We start from the raw sequence: 20654 nt of genomic DNA on the forward strand, positions 1-20654 counted from the left end.
ACTTTTGAGATGCTATTGAAAATTGTGAAATTATTAATAATTACTATGTTCATTAATTTTTTATTTATTATAAGTTAAACTAAGAAATTTAAAGACTATTGATTATATTTATTATTTAATATAGTAAGCATAGATAAAATTATATGCTTACTATAAATTTTTAATTACTCTTGATAAAATTAACTGAATATTATCATTATAAATTTCTACCTTTCCTTCCATTAAAATTACTTTATTAACTTGTAAATATTCTTGGTATATTTGATATAACTTTTCAAAAACCGTTACTTCAATAATATTACTGTCATTTTGCATTTCAAAAAAAGCCATTAATTTTTTAGTTTTAATTACTCTAATATTATTGATAACTCCATATACTCTAACATGTTGATCAACATAATTATTAATATATGCTAAATCAATAGCTTTATTATGAGGATCTAATTGTTTTTTTCATAGTAATTTAGGATTATATTTTAAATAAAGTCCTAATGCACGATGTTCATTAATACTATTATTATTTCAATCATCTTCTCTTTGTAACATAATTGGTTTAGGAATTAAATTAAAATTTAATGATAATTCACCACTAGTTTCATCTTTTACCTGCACCATATTGGCATATTCTAATGCAGCATCCAAGTTTAATAATAACATTGTTCGATTTGATTGAATATCATCTAAAGCACCAGCAGCAATTAAATGCTCAATGTTTTTACGATTCAAACCAATAAATATTGCTCGAGCACAAAAGTTAAAAAAATCTTGAAAAAATCCATTACTAGTACGTTCTTTAATAAGATTACTACAACTACCTTGACTCATTTGCTTAATTGCTTGTAAACTATAACGAATAGCTTTTTTAGCACCATCAATTAAAAAATCAATGTCAGAAAATTGAATTGATGGTGGTAAAACTTTAATTTGATATTTTTGACATTCATTCAAATATTGTAACATTTTTTGATCATTACCAATAACGCTACTTAATAACGACACCATAAATGCCAATGGATAATTTGCTTTTAAATAAACTAAATAATAACTAATTAATGAATAAGCGACAGCATGAGATCGATTAAATCCATAACCAGCAAATTTTTCAATATCTTCTCATATTTTCTTAACAACTCTTGGTGAATAACCTCTATTAACAGCACTTTTAATAAATGAGTTTGCTTGTTCTTTCATAACTGTAGTATCTTTTTTACTAATTGCACGACGAATTAAATCAGCTTTTCCCAATGAATAACCAGCAACTTTCTGTAAAATTAATAATATTTGTTCTTGATAAATAATAATGCCATAAGTTGATGCTAAATAAGGTTTTAAATCTTCATGAATATACGTAACTTTTTGTTTTCCTAATTTACGATTAATATAATCTTGAATGTATTCTTGTGGTCCAGGACGAAATAAAGAAGAACTAGCAATAATATCTTCTAAGTTATCAACTTTCATTTTAATTAAAATTTGACGCATTCCTGAAGATTCCAATTGAAAAATACCGGTTGTATCACCATTTTTAATAATGTTAAAACTTTTTTCATCATTTAAAGGAATTTGAGATAATTTTAAATTTAAAAAATAATGTTTGCTTACTTGTTGTAAAATATTTTGCAAAATAGTTAAATTACGTAATCCTAAAATATCCATTTTTATTAAACCAAGAGCTTCTAGGATTTGCATTGGAAATTGCGTTTGATAAATACTTTGAAATCCTAGTTGTAATGGAATAGCAGTAACTAACGGTGCTCTTGTAATAACGATTCCTGCTGCATGAGTACTAGTTTGTCGTGGAAAACCAAGAATTTCTTTGGTTAAAGTAAACAATAAAGGATACTTATTTGCATATCATGCTAATTTTGGTGATTGTTTAATAGCCATATCTATTTCAAAATTATATTGAATTGGTATTAATTTTGTCATTTCATTAATATCTTCAATATTAACTTGAAAAACTCTTCCCAAATCACGAATTGCCATTTTACTAGCAATTGTTTGAAAAGTAACAATATATGCAACATGTTCTTTGCCATATTTTTGATGAATATAATTAATAACTTCATCTCTTCTTGTATCTTCAAAATCGATATCAATGTCTGGTAATGATATTCGTTCTGGATTTAAAAATCTTTCAAAAATTAAATTATAAGCAATAGGATCAACACCAGTAATTCCTAAAACATATGCCACTAAACTACCAGCAACACTTCCTCTACCTGGTCCAACCATTATATTCTTGCTTTTTGCAAATTTAACATAATCATTAACAATTAAAAAATAATCAGCAAAACCCATTTCATTAATTACTTGTAATTCATATAAAACTCTTTTAACATATGTTTCAGGAATTTCACGACTTTGAAAATGCGCTTCTAATCCCTGTTTACATAATTCTTGCAAATATAAATTACTAGTAAGATTATTAGGGCAAGTAAATTTTGGTAAACTTAATTCTGCACTATTTGGCTTATTTTTAGGAAATTTTAAATTACATAATCAAATAACCTTTTCAATATTTTCAATAATTTCATTTGGATAATGTTGCATTAAATCTTGTTTAGTTTTATATAAAAACTCATTACTTTTTGATAAATCTTCTGATTTTAATGTTTTTTGTTCTTTAATAGCTTGTAAAATTTGATAAGTACGATGTTGTTTTTCATCTAAATATAAAACCAAATCAATTGGAATAATATTAGATGTAATCGATTTTAATAAAGTAATATTATCCATATCACTAGGTACTAAACCAAAATAAATTAATTCATGACCTGTTGAATTTAAAATATCATAATTATTTTTAATATATCTAATATTTTTATTATTAGCATGAATAATAACTAAAACTTCACGTGTTTGATTAAGATATTTTTTTACATCATTAGTAGTAACAATATTATTATTAGTACTAATAATAGTAGAAAGTTCTATTAATCTTTGATAACCAGCATATGAAGTTGCCATAATAGTTAATTCAACTTTATCAGTAGCACTTTCTCAAACACAATTTAAACCAATTAATGGTTTAATATCATTCTCTATACATAAATTACAAAATTCATAAGCACCATACATTATATTTTTATCTACTAAAGATAGAACTTTTAAATTATTTTTGTCAGCAAATTCAATATAATCACTTATTTTAATAGTTGATGAAAGAAATGAATAATTAGAACGAACATTTAAATTAACTATATATTTCATACTATCCCCTACAATTCTTGAATGACTTATATTACAAGTTAATTTTAACATCATTTTATCTTGCTAGGTTATTTTTAAGTTATTGTTTTTAATACAAAACTATTTAAAACACTTAAAATAAACTTTTTTAGAAATAAAATAAAAAAATAAACATTATTTTTTCAATAATTAATAATAAATAATTTGGAAAAAATTATAATATATTTTTTTACATATTAAAACCAATAATATGTTAAAATCTGCATAAACTTAATACAAGTTTTCAACTTATTACTTCATTTTAAAGTAAGTGAGTTTGTTATTTTTAATCAAATAAGGAGAAAAAAATGGATATTCAAAATATTAATTTAATAAAAGCTGCTAAAATAGGTGATCTACAAGTAATTAAAAAAATTATTAAAAATGGTGGCAATGTTAATTATATATGCGATGATATAACCGCTTTAATATGAGCAGCGCAAAATGGTCATTTAGATGTAGTTAATATCTTAATAAATAATGGTATTAATATTTATCATGTAGTTAAAAATAGACCTGATCCTTGAATATTAAATAATATTAATGGACAAATAATTATAGCCAAATATTTAAAAACAAATGGTTATTATAACTATGCTAATCTTTTACTAGATACCATTGAAAATGGTGATACAGCTTTAACAATAGCTGCTAAAAACAAACACCCAAAAATAGTTGAAAGATTAGCCTATGAAATTTATGAACAAGAAATAAAGCAACGATATAAATTTGGATTACCTACTATTCTTAATGTTACAACCAATAAAAATAATTTTGAAGTTAAATCTCTTCAAGAATTAGCAAATGAAGTACAAAAAATAACAACCAATATTGACTTTAGAGAACCAAATCCATATCAAAAATTACAAATAAATTTAAAACTTGCTCAATTAGAAATTGATAAGAAAAAATTAAATGAATTCAATAAAAGAATTGAAAAAACAAAATTATTAGTAAATGAAATAAATGCAATTGATTTACAAAATCAAACTTCAACCAGTAATCAAAATACTTATTGTAATATTTTATAGTTTACTATTAAAAAATAACAAAAAGAGTGAAACTTCACTCTTTTTGTTATTTAAAGTAAATAAACTGCATTTAATAAAAATATTAAATTATTAATAAATTTATTTATATTTTTTCAATATCTTTAAAACTATTTATTAAAATTTGTTCTCAATCAATTATTTGCTTTAAATCATTTTCTAAAAGTTCAAATTCTTTAATCTTTGGTTGTGTAACAGGGTTTTTGGGAACAAATAATGAACAACAATCAGCGAATGGTAAAATTGATGTTTCATAAGTACCAATTTTTTTAGCAAGATTAATAATATCAACTTTATCTTCGGCAATTAAACTACGCAAAATTGGTAAATTGCTAACAATATTAATAGCATTAATACTTGCTAATGTTTGTGAAGCAACCTGACCAATCGCTTCACCAGTTGCTAATGCTTGAATTTTATATTTTTCTGCAAATAAACTAGCAATTCTAATAAACATTCTACGCATTAAAGTAATACGATAACTTTCTTTCTTAATATGACTTAATTCATTTTGCAAGTTAGTAAAATTGCAAATATATAAATTTTTACTACCAGCATTATAAGGTGCTAAAATTTGAACTAAAGTTTCTACTTTTTTTAATGCTGTTGGTAAAGTAAAAGGTGGAGTAGCAAAATGTAAATATTGAACTTGTAATCCTCGTTTCATTAATTTATATGCTGCTACAGGGGAATCAATACCACCGCTCAATAATAATAACACTTTCCCTGAACTACCTACTGGAAATCCACCAGCACCAATAATTTTATTTGCAAATAAATAAATATCATCCTTATTAACTTTGATATTTATTTTTAAATCAGGATTAGTAACATTAACTTTTAAATCTGTTTTTTTTAAAATTATAGAAGCTATAATTTTAACTATTTGTTCTGAATTTAATGAAAAACTCTTATCACTACGACTAACAAAAAGTTTAAATGTTTTAAAATTTGTTAGATCTTGACTTAAAATTAATGATATTACTTTTTCTGATAATATTTCCATATTTTTAGCAATTCTAAAAGCAGGTGATAATGAACTAATGCCAAATATTTTCACCAAAATATTAATAACATCATTCATTACGTCAAGAGATAAATTAGTTAGTTCCATCCGATCATGAAAATGAATAATATTTATTTGTTTATAATCACTAAGAGCATACTTAATATTTATTTTTAATTGTTTAATAAAATCAATCCGATTTTTACTTTTAGTTGTTAATTCACCATAACGAATAATAATAATTGGTACCATTTAATTTTCCTCTTTTTTAAAATTTATTCCATTAATTCCAATAATAATGTTAATGCTTTTTGATTATGATTATTAGTGATATTATTTTCAATTTCATTAAATTTACTATTAAGTTGCTGATTAATTGAACGATGACGATTAGCATAAACAAGAGTTAAATGTGATAATTTATGAATAGTAATTTCCATTTTTAATTCAGTATAAAGATGAAAAATTTTATTTTGTAAATCATTAAATTTACTAAAAGAAGAATTATCATAATTTCCATTTTTAAAATTTAAAATAGTATCATTTATTAAATATTGTAAATCACTAAACTTTTCTTTATAAATTTCATTTAAATAATAAAAATTAATATTATTTAAAATATTATCAATTTGTAACATCATTGAATTGATTTTATCAACATAAGTTTTAAATTTAATTTTTGCTTTATTTTGTTCATTCAACAATTTATTATACTCTTTTAAACTATTAAAAACAACAATACTATTTTCAAATAATGCTGCTAATAACATCACTAATGTTTCATAACTAGTATTTTTTATTGATTTTTGATGTTCTATGATTAATAAATTATCAAAATGATTAACAGTAGCAAGTTGTTTATTAATAATAGTTTCTAAGTTAGTTTTTTTGCTATTTTCTATCATTTTAGAATTAATTTTATTTGAAAGAGCAATTTCATTTTTAATAGTTTCAAATATTTCATTAAAATTAAAACTCATAACTAAAAATTTTTCATAATTTTGTTTAAAAATATTATAAAATATTTGTTCTTTATCAATTTTATTACTAAAAGTGGCAATTAATTTTAATATTTCTTGAGTGTTAACCTTAGCTTTTTTGTATTGTAAATTATTAATTTGTTTATTAATAAAACTTAACTTTTCATCAACGTTTGCTACTAATTGTTCGTATTGTAAAAGTAAAGTATTATTTATTTTTATCATTTGATATTTATTTTTTAAGGCCGCCATTTTCTGTTTAATTTCATATGTTATAATATAACGAAGTGTTGGTAAATTATCTAAAATTTCTGCCAATGTTACAACAGCAATCGCAATCTCACTTAAAATAGTAATAATTTGACTAACATTAATAGCATTAATATTTGTTTCTAATTCTTTAAACATATCATTAATTATTTTAATAACTTCATCTAATTGTTCTCGATTAAGATCGTTTTGTAAATTAATCTTGATCATTTGATCTTGTAAATAATTAAAATTTTGTTTAAAAAATAATTGATATTCTCGTAATAATTGATCAATACTAATAAAATAATCTATTTCAATTGTTAATAACTGCAACTGATTTTTTAAATTATTACTCTTATTATGCATTCTATACATTAATTTATATCTTTTTCATAATTCTTTATTATTTTGTAATTTTAAAATTTGAATATAATTTTTAAAAACCTTATTTAAATCTTTTTTTAAAAAAAGATTATAACGACTAATTCAAATCCCTAAAATAGAACTATATTGTTCATTTGCTTGTACCATTTGATTAATACGATTTAATCTTTCTTTAATATTAATATTTTGAATATATTGCAAATTTTTATAAACCATAAATTGTTTATTTTTATACGAACTAAAAATTACTAATAAACTTGTTAAAACTATAATAGTAAAAATTAATAAACTAATAATAGTTATTATAATAATTTGTGCACTAGTTAATTTATAAATTTTTATTAACATCAACATAGTTTTATTCTCCTTTCCTTATATCTTAAATATATTAAAAGATATTAATCTTTTATTTTATTATTACTTCTAAAATATTTAATAATATCAACCAAACCTAAAAATAACATTTGTGGTTCATAAATATAAGAAAAATCAAAATAAGATTTTAAAATTGGTACACTACCCCCTGTTAAAATTACAGGTAAACTAATATTTGTTTCATTTTGAATTCTAGCAACTATACTATTAATCATTGCACTAAAACCATAACCATAACCAATTGATAAAGCATGATTAGTATTTTTACCTAACATTGATTGATAATGTTGCATTTCAAAATCGACAAGTAAAGCAGCATTATCAATCAATGCATCTTTACTTGTACTAAATCCAGGTCCAATAATAAGGCCAACCAAAACATCATTAACAACAACACTATAGGTAGTAGCAGTTCCCAAACTGACAACTATCGCATTGTGATACTTAGTATAAGCAGCATATGATAATGCTATCAAATCACTACCTAATTGACGATTTTCTAAATTAAGTTTTAAAGGTAAAGAACTTAGTAAATTGAAATCAACAATTAACGGTTTTAAATTATATCTAAAAACAATTAATTTTTCTATTATTATTAAAAAATTTGGAACAACACAACTAATAACAGCTTCTTCAAAATGTAATTTTTTATTTAATTTAAATGCTTTTTTCAATTGAACAATTGCAGTTTTACTTTTGGTTTCTATTACTGCTCATTGTTCAATAATTTCACTATCATTAATCATAGCAATCTTAATTAATGTATTACCAATATCTACTAATAACAAACTTTTCATTATTATACTTGTTGAACCATTTCTTTAGTTGAAGCTAATTCATCATATAGTGTACGAACAAGATTATTTAAGTTTTCAACTTGTAAAAACTTACCACTACGAGCTATTGAAACAGAACCATTAGTTTCACTAACAATAACTGATACTGCATCAGTTTGCTCTGATATTCCAATAGCAGCACGATGACGTGAACCAAATTGACTAGATATTTTTTTATTAGTTAGTGGAAAATAAGTAGAGGTACATTCAATACGACCTAAACGAATAATAACTGCACCATCATGCAATGGTGAACCTTTAATAAAAATAGATTGTAATAGTTGTGAAGTTACTTCACCATCAATTTTTACTCCCAAATCAGTATATTCATTTAATGAAACATTCCTTTCAATAGTAATTAGTGCTCCAATTTTTTCTTCTGCTAATTTAATCACTGCTTCTGCTAAAACACTTGCTAACATTCTTTTTTCTGAAGTTGCTAGTAGTTTCATATGAGATTTATTTCTTGTTGTTCATCAAACTTTTTTACCACGAATAAAGGTATTCATAACTATTAAAATAAGAATTGTCATTAATAAAGAAATGGTTATTCCAAATAAAACCGCTATTTCAGCAATAACTGTTCCAATATCTGCTGAAATTACAGTCGAAATAATATTTAACGGTAATACACTCATATTAAATACCACCATTCCTTTATTTTTTGATTTCACTACTTTAATTATAAAGTAAAAAAATTATTTTTGATATTATTAGTATAACAACTTATCATAATTTACAAAATACTCCTTTTAAAAATAAATTTAAAAGGAGTACTAATATTTTTGATAATTTTAGATTTTATCTTATATAAGTTTATAAAATTATTATTTGTTAATTATCTTTATTAACTATAAATTTGGTACAGTGTTATGAACATAATTTTTATTTACTACGGATAATGTTGATAAATTCTTATTTACTTCTGCTTTTATTAAAAAATCATTATCACTATCTTTACTGTTTTCTGATAAAGATATTTTTTCTTCTACTATTGTTATCTCTCTTAACACTGCTGATACTTTTTCTTTTAATTCTACTAATAATGTTAATGATTTTGCTGTTTTTAATTCTTTAGCATCTAATACTTTTTTTTCTAATATTTCCAATACTTGTGATAATGATATTTTTAATTTTGTTAATGTTTCTTTTGTTTTTTCCACTGATAAAAGTTCTGTTTCTAATTGTTTTAATGATTTCAAGAAATATGATAAATCATTTTCTAATGTAGATTTGTATACTGCTAATTCTGATTTTCATTTCTTTTTTGTTTTTTGTAATTCTTTTATCATTAATTCTATTGGCATTACAATACCGTAGGCTATTAAGCTGGCTAATGCCTTTAGTGCTAAACCCATCTTTTAATCTTCCTTTTCTAATTAAATAAAAAAATCTATTACTTTAAAATTAAAGAAATAGGATTTAAAATAAACTTGATATTAAGTTTATAAAATTATTGTAATATAGTTTTCTATACCATTATATTTTTATACAAATTAACATCGTTAAATGTTTTTAATATTTAATTCTAAACTATCAAATCAAAAACTAATTAATATTATTTTTAATAATATCTGTTATTTTTTTAACAGCAATATCTAAGTCATCGTTAATAACAATATAATCATATTCATGTTGAACTTTAAATTCTTCTTTTGCTTTATTTAACCTTTTCTCAATAATTACTTCTGACTCACTAGCACGCATACGAATTCTTTGTTCTAATTCTTGATAAGAAGGAGGCATAATAAAAATACTCATAATATCATTGCGATGTTCATAATTTTTTAAAACTTGACTAGCACCATCAACCTCAATTTCCAAAATAACGTTATAACCTTGATTTTGCAAATTTAAAACATAACTCTTACTAGTACCATAGTAATTACCAATAAAATTTGTATATTCTAAAAAATCATTACCTTTAACATGATTTAAAAAAGTTGATACATCAACAAAAAAATAATTAATGCCATCTTGTTCTTTATTACGTGGTTTTCTTGTTGTCATCGAAACTGAATATGCTAAATTTAATGATTTATCAGCAAATAATTTAGCAATAATTGCACCCTTACCAACACCACTTGGTCCAGAAAGAATAATTAATTTTCCTTTTTTTTGTGCCATTTACATTCTACTTTCTACTTTTCATAAAATTGAATTATTTTAATATATATTTTACCGTATTTTTTATTAGATACTACTTTAAAATGGAAATTTAATTGTAAATTTTCAAGTGATACATTTGTTTCTAAAACAATTAAAGCATTATTAGCAAGTAAATTATTTTTATAAAAGAAATCAATAATTCACTGTTGACAAGTAATATTTGCAAACGGTGGATCAATAAAAACAATATCACACTGTTGTACTAGTGTTTTACTAAAAATTTGATAATCCAAATTACTTATTTTAACTTGTTCTTGTAAATTACAAGCAAAACAATTTTGATTAATAATATTACAAGCAGCTTTATTAATATCATTTGCAAAAGCAAATTTTGCCCCTCGTGATAAACTTTCAAGAATTAAATTACCACTTCCAGCAAATAAATCAACAACAATTTTATCTTCAAAACTACAATAATTTAACATAATATTAAAAATATTTTCTTTAATTCGATTTAATGTTGGCCGTGTTGATAAACCATCTAAAGTAATTATTTTTTTTCCTTTTAATTTTCCAGCAATAATTTTCATGTTTTCTCCAAAATTTAGTTTATAATAACTTTATCATTAAATTTGATAAAAGCAAATTAGTTTAATTTATTATTTATTACAAACTGATGAAAGGATCTGCAATGTTAAAAAAATTACAAAACGAAGTACCATCAGCATCTTGAATTACTGAAGATACAAAACCTAGTTTATTAAAACCTTGTGCTGATGTTGTTTTACCCTTAACACCTAAAGATGAAAATATTATGAAACGTATGATTGATTGAGTAAAAGCATCACAAGATAAAGAATTTAATGCTAACAACATTTTAACCGAAGCTATTGGTATTGCTGCACCACAAATTGGAGAAAATATAAAAATGTATTATATTTTATTACCAATTCCTGATAAAAATGAAAAGATTATTTACTATGAACATGCATTAATAAATCCAAAAATCATTGGTAAAAGCGAACAAATAGCTTATTTAAAAAAAGGTGAAGGTTGTTTAAGTGTAACTAATCACCCTCATGAAGGTTTAGTTCCACGTAGTTATAAAATCAACATTACAGGTTATGATTATTTCAAAAAGAAAAAAGTAACTTTAACTGTTAGAAGTTATGAAGCAATTGTTTTTCAACATGAGCAAGACCATTTAGAAGGAAAACTCTTTTATCATCACATTAATAAGGATAATCCTTGACTTAATGATGATAAATGGATTATGATATAAAGTAGAATGATAAACTTAAGTTTTTAAATTGTTTTATTATAGTTAAATATAATATACCAAATAAGTAATAAGTAAAAACATGATTAAATTCATTACATTTTTTATGTTATGTTTTATGTTATTTCCTTATAATTTTAAAATGAATGAAGGAGAAAAAATATGAGTGATACACCCACAAAAAATACTATACCAGTTAAAAAGTTCGTCACGAAAATCTTTGCGCTTGGTGGGCTAGAAGAAGTTGGAAAAAATACTTATGTAATTGAACAAGATAATGAAATTATTATTATTGATGCTGGAGTAAAATTTGCTGATGCTTCTATGCCAGGAATTGAAGCAGTAATTCCTGATTATAGTTACCTAAAAGAAAATAAACATAAAATTAAAGGAATATTTATTACTCATGGTCATGAAGATCATATTGGTGGTATACCATACTTATTAAAAGAAATTAGTGATATTCCAGCTATTTATGCTCCTAACTTAGCAGCAGCTTTAATTCGTCATAAAATTAAGGACAAAGGAATAAAATCAAAAATAAAAATAAATATTGTTGATGGTAATAGTAAAATTAAAACTAACAGATTTATTATTAGTTTTTTTGCTGTTAATCATTCAATTCCTGATGCATATGGAATTTGTGTAGAAAATTCAAATGGAACTGTTGTAACAACAGGTGATTATAAATTCGATTGAACACCTTTAGGTCATAAAGCAGATATTGATAAAATGGCACAAATGGGTCAAAAAGGAGTAACATTATTTTTAGCAGATTCAACGAATGCTGAAGTACCCGGTTATACAATGACAGAAATGCTTGTTGTTAAAAGAATTAGTGAAATATTTGCTAAAGCAAAGGGCAGAATTTTAATTTCTACTTTTGCTTCTAATGTACACCGTTTACAACAAATTATTGAAGTTGCAACAAAACATAATAGAAAAGTTATTGTTGTTGGAAGAAGTTTAGAAAGAATAGTTAATGTTATTCGTCAAATGGGACATTTAAAAGTTCGTGATAGTTCATTTATTAAAGCAGAAGAAGCTAAAAAATATGATAATAATCAAATTGTTATTATTTGTACGGGTTCCCAAGGTGAACCAATGGCAGCATTATCAAGAATTGCTAATCGCGAACATCGTCAAATAAAAATTATACCCGGTGATACAGTAATATTCTCTTCATCAGCAATTCCCGGTAACCGTGCTGACGTTGAAAGAGTAGTTAATAAACTAACACGACTTAGTGCGATTGTTGAAGAAAATTCACCATTAAATTGATTGCATACTTCTGGTCATGCTTCACAAGAAGAACAAAAATTAATGTTAAATTTAATTAAACCATCATACTTTATGCCAATGCATGGTGATTATCGAATGTTAAAAGTTCATAAAGAAACAGCTGTATCAATTGGAATCCCTGAAGAAAATATATTTATTTGTGCTAACGGTGATCCAATTATTATGGATAATGGTAAATGTTCTTTAAGCGATAAACGCATTGCTGCTGATCCTATTTATGTTGATGGTGGTAAAGATATGTCAGGAGTAACAACCGCTGCAGTAATCCGTGATAGACAAATTCTTTCTAAAGATGGTTTAATTGCAATTGTTGTTTCTATTGATTCACAAAATAATAAATTATTAGCACCACCAACGTTTATTTCTCGCGGTTCTTTCTATGTTCGTGATGCAGCACCTTTAGTATCTGAAGCAATATCATTACTAACAAAAGCTATTAATGAAGTATTAAAAAGCGAAAGACCTACTTTTGCTACAATAAAAAATGCTATCAAATCAACATTAGCACCTTATATATTTAAAAAGAAAAGAAGAAACCCTTTAATTATTCCTGTTATATTAAATAAAAAATAGTTTTTAAAACTATTTTTTATTTTTTTGATATATTTTATTAAAATAATTAGCATTGAGTATGATGCTATTATTAAGGGTTAACTATTAATTCTTCTCCTACAAAAATCATAAATTCACCGATTTTAAATCTAACTGTAATTTTATCATTGGCTATAAAATTACCTGTTGATTTATCATTTTTTGTTACTAACAATTTTAATGATCCTTTATTTAATAATTTTTGGATTCCAAAGATTGTTTTAACATTATCTTTAGAATTATCTAACATTGAAGTCAAATCACTCTTAATTTGAAATTTACTTACTGATTGGTGGTTAGCCCTAAATACTGGACCACTTTTGGATAGACAGTTTTAAATTTTTATTTGTGAAATTGGTGGTTTTAGAAATTTAGAATGTATTCTTTCGTAATTATAAAACATAATATATTGGTTTACATCATTTATAGCTTCATTGAGAGAAAAATATTGATTTGAACCTTTAGGTAGTCATTCTTGAGATAAATGAGAAAATCAGTTTTCAGATATTACATTGCCACCAATATCATAAGGTTGTTTTTTGCTTAAAATTATTTGCTTATCAGCAGCTCAATTTGTGATGTCTTGACAATAAAATTCGTTGGCGTTATCTGAGTGTAAAATAACGTTTTTTACTTGGTTTCAAGAGAATTGTTGATTTATTTTTTCAAGTGCAGGAAGGATTAAATCTTGATAGGATTTGTTTGAACATGTATTATAGCTTACAATATTATTTGAATAAAAATCAATAATTACAAAAAGATATAATCAACCTTCTTTAGTATTTATTTGTTTAGTGTCCATTGATCAAATTTGATTTGAAGAGGTTGTACTTTTATAATCTTTGTTTACTTTATCCATTGTAGGTATTCACTTATTTGGATTTTTTTTGTTTTTAGGATAGTTATTTTTAGTTTGTTTTAATCCTTGAAGATTGTGATCTTTCATAATTTTTCGCATTTGTTTTGTTGATAATTCTAGATTTAAAATAATATGTTTGTATTGTTTTAATCATTCTTTAAATGCTGAAAAAATTCGTAAATAGCCATAAATTTGTCCTTTTCTTGTAAAATGAAATTCAAGTAAAAGTTGGCATAATTCTTGATATTTATGTGTACAATTACTAATTTGATTTTTTTCTTTTTTAATAGGGTTTTGTTTGTTTTTTACAAAATAATATGTTGATCGGTTTAGTTGAAGATGTTGGCAAAGATATCTAATTGAATATTGGTTTTTGCTATCATCAATAATTTGAATTTTTTGTTTGATATTTAACTTGTTAATTACTAATGCTATTTGTTTAATTTTATCCATTATTAAAAATCCTTTCATGTCAAAATTAGTGTTAATTGTATAACACAATTGTTTTTCGAATACATTCAAGTTTTTTTTAAATTAATGGTCTAGTAAAAAGGGCTAAGTAGCAAGTAGCAAGTAGCCAGTCATAGCAATTGGAATAAATTTAAATGAATAAGGTCTTTCTCCAATACCATTTCATAAATTTTCACTAATAAGTAATAAATCAAATATATGATAAAAATAAGCACTATAAAATGCTATTTTTATTTCTGTTGTTTCCATATCAAATTTATTATTAAACATTGATTGAGTTTTATTAGTATAAACATCATTACCATGTTCATCATAATCATAACCTGCACCATTAAATATTACTTTAGCAGTACCATTATAATCTAATCAATATTCATTAAATTTAGGGTCACCTTGAATAATTTGCATACCTCCATTACCATTTTTATCATAACCAGCACTACCAACATTAACAAACATATCTTTTTTAGGATTTTCAATAATATTACCATTTTCTTGCATTTCTTTAACTGTTTCATTATCTAATGCAGCAAATAAAGTAGTAACATTTAATTCTCTTTCTAATCTTTTTTGTCTAATTACACGATTTAAATCTCAAATTAAATCTCATACTGGTGTACAATCTGGATATGCATTTAAAGTTGTAGCATTACCATATAAATTTATTATTGGTAAATTTGTTATTTCAAAAATAGGTATATAATTAAATGGATTTTTAATTTCATAAGTTTTTAATGGATTAATATTTGGTTTTAATTTAGTACGTGTACAACCTAAAATAATATCTTTATTATTATCTTTATATGTTTCATATTTTACTTTTCCATTTTGTATTGTTACTCAAGTTAAAGTTGCTGAATCTGCTTGTTCATTAATAAAATAAAATTCTGCTGCTTGTTCTTGTTCATTATATTTAGCCACTCTACCACAAAAACTATTAGGTAATATTTTAAGTGATTTACTATTATCTTCATTAATAATAATCATAATAAATACTTTACCCATAAGTGAATTTTGTAAACCAAATTTATAAAATTTTTCTAATCATTTATCTTTTAAATTCATTTCATTAAGATAATCTAATATTTCTTTTTTACTTGAATTAAATAAAAAACCTTTACCTAATCATAATTTAGTTGATTTTTGAGCAATTCTCATAGGAATATCACTATATCATTCTCTTCTATTACAAGAAAGATATTCTAATGGATTATTCATTTTTATCACTCTCCAAATTTATTTTTATTAATTAATCATTTCATTTTATGCATTAAAGCATACATATCACTATCTCAAGTATCATCATGTAAATCTAACATTTTGGGTTGATTATTAGTATCTAATTTCTTTTTATCTAATCATTGCATTAAACTATATTGTCTTTTAGTTTCTGGACATCTTTCTCAATTAAAACTAATAATATTTTTAAGCATACAAATTGTTGTAAAATCAATTCTATCATTTAAATATAAAGTTAATTTATCTACTGCGATAAATTTTAATCATGTTATATTACGTTTTTTAACTCAACTTTTTAAAACATCAATAAATACTAATCCACAATTACCATAATCAACATAACAAGTAAAACCAAATAACATTGCTATATAACGTTTACTTTCATTTAAATAATAATTAATAATATCATTTGCTAAAGTATCAGTATCTTTATATTGCATAGTAACATTACTATGATAAAATTCACTTTCTTTATGAGCTCTTCTACTATTATCATTTTCACCAATAAATCATAATGAAGCAGCAGTTGGATGACCACTTGAACTTGTTGCCATACCAATATCTAATCCACCAGTTATTTTAGAAACTTGAAAATCTAATTTAGTACAAACTTTATCTAAATATCTTGCAAATATAGCACCAGTAAGAATACTAGGTACCCCATAATATCAACTTTGTGCTTTAATAGGGTCTAATATTTTTAATTCTTCTAAATCATTAATCATATCTAATGTCAAATTATGAGAATTTATTTTTCAATTTGAATAATGAAATAATTTAAAAATATTATTATCAAATATTGATTTAATTTCTTCATTATTTTTTTTCATACTTTCTAAATTAAAAGGTACTATTTTATTAATTTTTATTTTTATTCTTTTTTTAGCATTACCTAATGCAAATGTTATTGCTTGAAATTCTGCTTGACTAAATTCATTTGCTTCTTCACATCATTCAATTGCTAAATCAAAACCTTTTATTTCACTACGAGAAAGACCTTTTAAAGGTATTCTATCATTTGAATTACTATATACACCCATAACTCTAATAAATGATTTACTACCTTTAAAACAAAATCTGCTTGTTTATTTGGGTATTTTAAAGTAAAATCTTTGGGCGGTTGTCAAAGGGCGCATCACTTTAACCCTTAGATTCATAAATGAATAACAAAGAACGATATAACTATCGTTCTTTTTTTGTTAAAAGATTAAAACTTCATAAAACTGTCGTAGAAGTCTAATAGTGAGTACTGCATGTAAATGCTTCTATATCAGAATAAAAGAGCATTTAATGTTAAGCAAGTTAAAATGTTACACTGTATCGCTTAATGTAATTATAGATTAATTTGAATAGCCTTATTATGGCTCAGTAAAGAACCCATTAATCTATATTAATAATTACATTTGTATTATTTAAAAAAATAGGGGGTTTATATATAAATACATACCTCATTAACAATATCATAACACAATAAAAAATTAAAAGGAGAAAAATAAATATGAAATATATTTACTTATTAAAATATGAAGTCAATTATACTAATCAAATAAAATTTAAAGCATTTTCAACTGTAGAGCATGCTAATAATTATCATAGAAATTATAAACATCATTTAATTAAAGATGCTTATATTGAAAAATATGAAATATTAGTAATGGAATTAGACATAAATTTAAATAATAAGGAATTAAATAAAAAACTTAATTAATGAAAGGAAAAATATTTATGGAATATAGAGAATATAGAATGAATAGTTCTTGTGATAAATGTAGAAAACAATCTTCTTTTGGTAATAGATTATGTAATAAATGTTTTTGAATATTAATAGGTAGAAAAAAATATGAGTAAATTTATTTTTAAAAAAGAAACTCATCAATATTTTTTAGAAAATAAAGAATTAATATCTGTTTCTAGAATTATTGATAATTATTTAGGTTTTGGATATAGTCATATAGCACCAGAAGTATTAAAAAATGCTTCAGTTCGTGGTAAATGAGTTCATAAACTTAATGAATTATATTTACAAAATATTAATCAAGAAAATATAATTAATAATTTATTAAAAAAATTAAAACCAGTAACTAATAATATAAATTATTCTTATTGTAAAAAATCACTTATATTTTTACAAGAAAAATTTAAAGATAAAAATAATTATGAATTTATTATAGAAAAACCTATTAATGATAGTGTAATTGCTGGAACACCAGATTTAGTTTATTGAGATAAAAAAGAAAATAAATATTATTTAGTAGATTATAAAACTTATGCCTGTATAGATGATGATAAATTAAAAAGAATTAAATTACAATTAACTGCTTATTATTGTATGTTACTTGCTAATGGTATATGGCCATCTAATAAAACTTATGTTTATTTAACTAATAAAAATACTCAAAAAGAAATAGAAATTGAAATAACCAATGAATTAATACTTGAATGAATAAATGCAAAAACAAATTATTTTAAAGGAGAAAAATAAAAAATGGAATATAAATTGGAATATTGTAAAAATAAAAAATGTAATTTTAATGAATTATTAGTTAAAAATCTTAATGCTAGAATTGAATTTTTAGAATATCAAATTGAAGAAATTAATTTAAGTCAATTAAATTTATGAGAATTAGATGTGTTCAGAGGTCAAATTAAAGAATTAAATATTTTAAAAAATAATATTAAAGAATGATTAAGAAGAAATAAAAATGATTAATGAAAAAACAATTAAAGAAAAAAATATTTATTCTTGTAATTCAATTGAATTTGATAAATTACCTAAAAAATTAGATAGTAATTTAAATAATTGAATTGTTATGAATAGTCATTTAATAGTTAATCCTAGTAAAAATATTGAAGTACATTTAGATAATAGATTTAAAACAATTAAAAAATGATAGGAGAAAAATTATGGATAATCAAACTTTAATTTTATTAAAACACTTAGGAAAAATTAATAAAAAATTAGATGAAATTTTAGAATTATTAAATAAAAAAGGAGAAGAAAATAATGAGTAATAATACTAAAAATGAATTAAAAATTCCTAATTTTATTAAAAGTAATAAAGAAGAATTATTAAAATTTAGAAATTATTATGAAATGATTAGAAATTCTAGTAAAGATTTAAGAAATATGAATCAACAAAGTTTATTTAATGCTTTATTTAATTTATATAAATTAAATCTTTCAATTAATCCTATTAAAAAAGAATTAGCATTAATTCCTTATGGTGATGAATTACAAGTTCAAATTCAAGAAGATGGTTGATTAACATTATTACAAAGAACTGGATTAGTAGTTGATTTTCAAAGAGAAAAAATAACAACTGCACATAAATTTAATAAAGAAAATAATAAATGAGAAATTAATCCAGCATTAATTTTTGAAAGAAAAACTATTACTACTATTGGTTATTATTGTTATATTTCTCTTTTAGATAAAAATGGTAAAGTTAATAATTTTTATAAAGGTATGACAGTTGAAGAATGTCAAGAATGAAGAAAAAAATTTAGTAAAACTAAGCGTGAAGATAGTCCTTGAAATACTAGTTTTGACCAAATGGCTTTAAAAACACTAGTTAAAGCATTAATTAGAGAAATTAATAAAACACCAATTATAGTATTAAATAATCAAGATGATATTAATTTAGCACTTCAATTAGACCAAGGTGTAGTAATTGATGAAGAAACAATTGCTTATAAAGATAATACTGGTGATGAAATAAAAATTATTAATTCAAATAATAATATTGATAATACTGATATAAATTCTACTTTATCTAAATTAAAAGAATTAGAAAAAGAAGAAGAAATTATAGAAAATTTTGAGGTCTAGTGAAAGGTAAATTTAATATGAATAAAGAAAAATTAATTATTTGAATAAAAAAACAAATTAGTATTTGTTTATGTGATTCTTTAAAAGAAGCCGGTAAACTTACTGCTTATTATAAAGTACTTGAATTTATATAAAAAGGTGAATTTGATTAATGAAATTATTTTATATCTTATTAAGAATATTAATTTTACCAATATTTTTATTATTATCTTTAATCTCTATTCCTTATAATTTACTAGCATTTATTTTATTTGGAAAATTTAAAATTCAGTTTGAAATGACATGAAAAGAGGAGAGTAAATAATGCCTTGATGAGGAATATTATTAATAGTGATAGCAACTACACCAGTAGCAATCATATTATTATTTTGTTTAGTTGCTCTTATTTTAGGAGCAATAGCAATAATAAAAGATTAAATAAAATGATAGGCATTTGACATATAACCTGTTTAACTCCTATTTTTATTTAAATATGTCAATGTAAGTCCTAAATTTTATTTTATACAGAACGAAACTATAGAATTATTAAAATTTGGATAACATTATAATTCTATAGTCCACCGTAGTAAACGGTGCTGATGAGTTCATAAAAGGATGTGAAATAATGAGAAACATTAAAACTGAATGATTTTATAATGAAAAAAGTCCTAAAGAAATAATATGTAAAACAGTAAGTTTATTAAAAAATAAAGAAGATGCTTTATGTTATTTATTAGCATTAAATTTATATCCAAAATTATATCCACAAGATATTTATTATTCATGAATATTAGAAAATAATCAAACTGGATATTTAATTATTGTCGGTAATAATAGAGATACTATTGGAAATATGAAATTTAAATTTATAAAAGGAGAATAG

22 protein-coding genes are annotated in these 20654 nt (G+C 22.9%); 10 read left to right on the forward strand and 12 right to left on the reverse strand.

What is annotated here, in order from left to right; genetic code table 4:
* Positions 1 to 150: 150 nt before the first annotated feature.
* Positions 151 to 3213, reverse strand: coding sequence for a DNA polymerase III subunit alpha (locus SPIRDC1_RS04660; RefSeq protein WP_174480770.1), 3063 nt, complete (start codon positions 3211 to 3213; stop codon positions 151 to 153).
* Between the two features lie 326 nt (positions 3214 to 3539).
* On the opposite strand from SPIRDC1_RS04660, the gene SPIRDC1_RS04665 reads away from it, so the two are divergent.
* Complete coding sequence (locus SPIRDC1_RS04665; RefSeq protein WP_174480771.1) at positions 3540 to 4262, forward strand: ankyrin repeat domain-containing protein; 723 nt, start codon at positions 3540 to 3542, stop codon at positions 4260 to 4262.
* Positions 4263 to 4365: 103 nt separating this feature from the next.
* Here the strand turns inward: SPIRDC1_RS04665 and thiI are convergent, their stop codons facing one another.
* The 7 genes from thiI to rsmD all read right to left on the reverse strand — a co-directional run bounded on the left by thiI (position 4366) and on the right by rsmD (position 10812).
* Entirely contained in the window at positions 4366 to 5538 is a 1173-nt protein-coding gene (gene thiI / locus SPIRDC1_RS04670) for a tRNA uracil 4-sulfurtransferase ThiI (protein WP_174480772.1), read from the reverse strand.
* A gap of 23 nt (positions 5539 to 5561) precedes the next feature.
* Complete coding sequence (locus SPIRDC1_RS04675) at positions 5562 to 7250, reverse strand: hypothetical protein (RefSeq protein ID WP_233214981.1); 1689 nt, start codon at positions 7248 to 7250, stop codon at positions 5562 to 5564.
* 50 nt (positions 7251 to 7300) lie between these two features.
* Positions 7301 to 8074 (reverse strand): type III pantothenate kinase, encoded by a 774-nt coding sequence (locus SPIRDC1_RS04680; protein ID WP_174480774.1) that lies wholly within the window; start codon positions 8072 to 8074, stop codon positions 7301 to 7303.
* A 2-nt stretch (positions 8075 to 8076) separates the two neighbouring features.
* The gene (locus SPIRDC1_RS04685; protein ID WP_174480775.1) at positions 8077 to 8751 is read right to left on the reverse strand and encodes a diadenylate cyclase; all 675 of its coding nucleotides are present in this window, start codon (positions 8749 to 8751) and stop codon (positions 8077 to 8079) included.
* A 213-nt stretch (positions 8752 to 8964) separates the two neighbouring features.
* Positions 8965 to 9471: a hypothetical protein gene (locus SPIRDC1_RS04690; protein WP_174480776.1), complete on the reverse strand. Its 507-nt coding sequence runs from the start codon at positions 9469 to 9471 to the stop codon at positions 8965 to 8967.
* Between the two features lie 190 nt (positions 9472 to 9661).
* Positions 9662 to 10240 carry a guanylate kinase gene (gene gmk / locus SPIRDC1_RS04695; RefSeq protein ID WP_174480777.1) on the reverse strand — a complete coding sequence of 193 codons (579 nt, stop codon included), beginning with the start codon at positions 10238 to 10240 and terminating at the stop codon, positions 9662 to 9664.
* Positions 10241 to 10254: 14 nt separating this feature from the next.
* Complete coding sequence (gene rsmD, locus SPIRDC1_RS04700) at positions 10255 to 10812, reverse strand: 16S rRNA (guanine(966)-N(2))-methyltransferase RsmD (RefSeq protein WP_174480778.1); 558 nt, start codon at positions 10810 to 10812, stop codon at positions 10255 to 10257.
* Positions 10813 to 10898: 86 nt separating this feature from the next.
* Between rsmD and def the strand changes: the two genes are divergently transcribed.
* Together def and SPIRDC1_RS04710 are read left to right on the forward strand one after the other, a co-directional pair.
* On the forward strand, positions 10899 to 11504 hold the full coding sequence (gene def / locus SPIRDC1_RS04705) for a peptide deformylase (RefSeq protein WP_233214982.1): 606 nt from the start codon (positions 10899 to 10901) through the stop codon (positions 11502 to 11504).
* A gap of 159 nt (positions 11505 to 11663) precedes the next feature.
* Positions 11664 to 13376, forward strand: coding sequence for a ribonuclease J (locus tag SPIRDC1_RS04710; RefSeq protein WP_174480779.1), 1713 nt, complete (start codon positions 11664 to 11666; stop codon positions 13374 to 13376).
* 70 nt (positions 13377 to 13446) lie between these two features.
* On the opposite strand, the gene SPIRDC1_RS04715 is transcribed toward SPIRDC1_RS04710, so the two are convergent.
* The 4 genes from SPIRDC1_RS04715 to SPIRDC1_RS04730 form a co-directional block, all read right to left on the reverse strand.
* Positions 13447 to 13644 (reverse strand): hypothetical protein, encoded by a 198-nt coding sequence (locus SPIRDC1_RS04715; RefSeq protein WP_174480780.1) that lies wholly within the window; start codon positions 13642 to 13644, stop codon positions 13447 to 13449.
* 84 nt (positions 13645 to 13728) lie between these two features.
* Positions 13729 to 14724 carry an IS3 family transposase gene (locus tag SPIRDC1_RS04720; protein WP_174479968.1) on the reverse strand — a complete coding sequence of 332 codons (996 nt, stop codon included), beginning with the start codon at positions 14722 to 14724 and terminating at the stop codon, positions 13729 to 13731.
* 84 nt (positions 14725 to 14808) lie between these two features.
* Positions 14809 to 15942 carry a phage portal protein gene (locus tag SPIRDC1_RS04725; protein ID WP_174480781.1) on the reverse strand — a complete coding sequence of 378 codons (1134 nt, stop codon included), beginning with the start codon at positions 15940 to 15942 and terminating at the stop codon, positions 14809 to 14811.
* A gap of 2 nt (positions 15943 to 15944) precedes the next feature.
* On the reverse strand, positions 15945 to 17003 hold the full coding sequence (locus SPIRDC1_RS04730) for a hypothetical protein (RefSeq protein ID WP_174480782.1): 1059 nt from the start codon (positions 17001 to 17003) through the stop codon (positions 15945 to 15947).
* 458 nt (positions 17004 to 17461) lie between these two features.
* Between SPIRDC1_RS04730 and SPIRDC1_RS04735 the strand changes: the two genes are divergently transcribed.
* The 7 genes from SPIRDC1_RS04735 (at position 17462) to SPIRDC1_RS04760 (ending at position 20654) form a co-directional block, all read left to right on the forward strand.
* On the forward strand, positions 17462 to 17671 hold the full coding sequence (locus SPIRDC1_RS04735; RefSeq protein WP_174480717.1) for a hypothetical protein: 210 nt from the start codon (positions 17462 to 17464) through the stop codon (positions 17669 to 17671).
* Between the two features lie 17 nt (positions 17672 to 17688).
* Positions 17689 to 17811, forward strand: coding sequence for a hypothetical protein (locus SPIRDC1_RS10285; RefSeq protein ID WP_255495914.1), 123 nt, complete (start codon positions 17689 to 17691; stop codon positions 17809 to 17811).
* Positions 17804 to 18445, forward strand: a complete 642-nt coding sequence (locus tag SPIRDC1_RS04740) for a PD-(D/E)XK nuclease family protein (protein WP_174480718.1) — start codon at positions 17804 to 17806, stop codon at positions 18443 to 18445. The genes SPIRDC1_RS10285 and SPIRDC1_RS04740 overlap by 8 nt, the downstream gene beginning before the upstream one ends.
* A gap of 3 nt (positions 18446 to 18448) precedes the next feature.
* Positions 18449 to 18673 carry a hypothetical protein gene (locus tag SPIRDC1_RS04745; protein ID WP_174480719.1) on the forward strand — a complete coding sequence of 75 codons (225 nt, stop codon included), beginning with the start codon at positions 18449 to 18451 and terminating at the stop codon, positions 18671 to 18673.
* Complete coding sequence (locus tag SPIRDC1_RS04750) at positions 18666 to 18857, forward strand: hypothetical protein (protein WP_174480720.1); 192 nt, start codon at positions 18666 to 18668, stop codon at positions 18855 to 18857. Before SPIRDC1_RS04745 ends, SPIRDC1_RS04750 begins: the two co-directional genes overlap by 8 nt.
* A 110-nt stretch (positions 18858 to 18967) precedes the next feature.
* Positions 18968 to 19792, forward strand: a complete 825-nt coding sequence (locus tag SPIRDC1_RS04755; protein ID WP_174480783.1) for a RecT family recombinase — start codon at positions 18968 to 18970, stop codon at positions 19790 to 19792.
* A gap of 604 nt (positions 19793 to 20396) precedes the next feature.
* On the forward strand, positions 20397 to 20654 hold the full coding sequence (locus SPIRDC1_RS04760; protein ID WP_174480332.1) for a hypothetical protein: 258 nt from the start codon (positions 20397 to 20399) through the stop codon (positions 20652 to 20654).

Origin of the sequence: Spiroplasma endosymbiont of Danaus chrysippus (genome assembly GCF_902809815.1) — a bacterium.
Lineage (GTDB): Bacteria > Bacillota_I > Bacilli_A > Mycoplasmatales > VBWQ01 > Spiroplasma_E.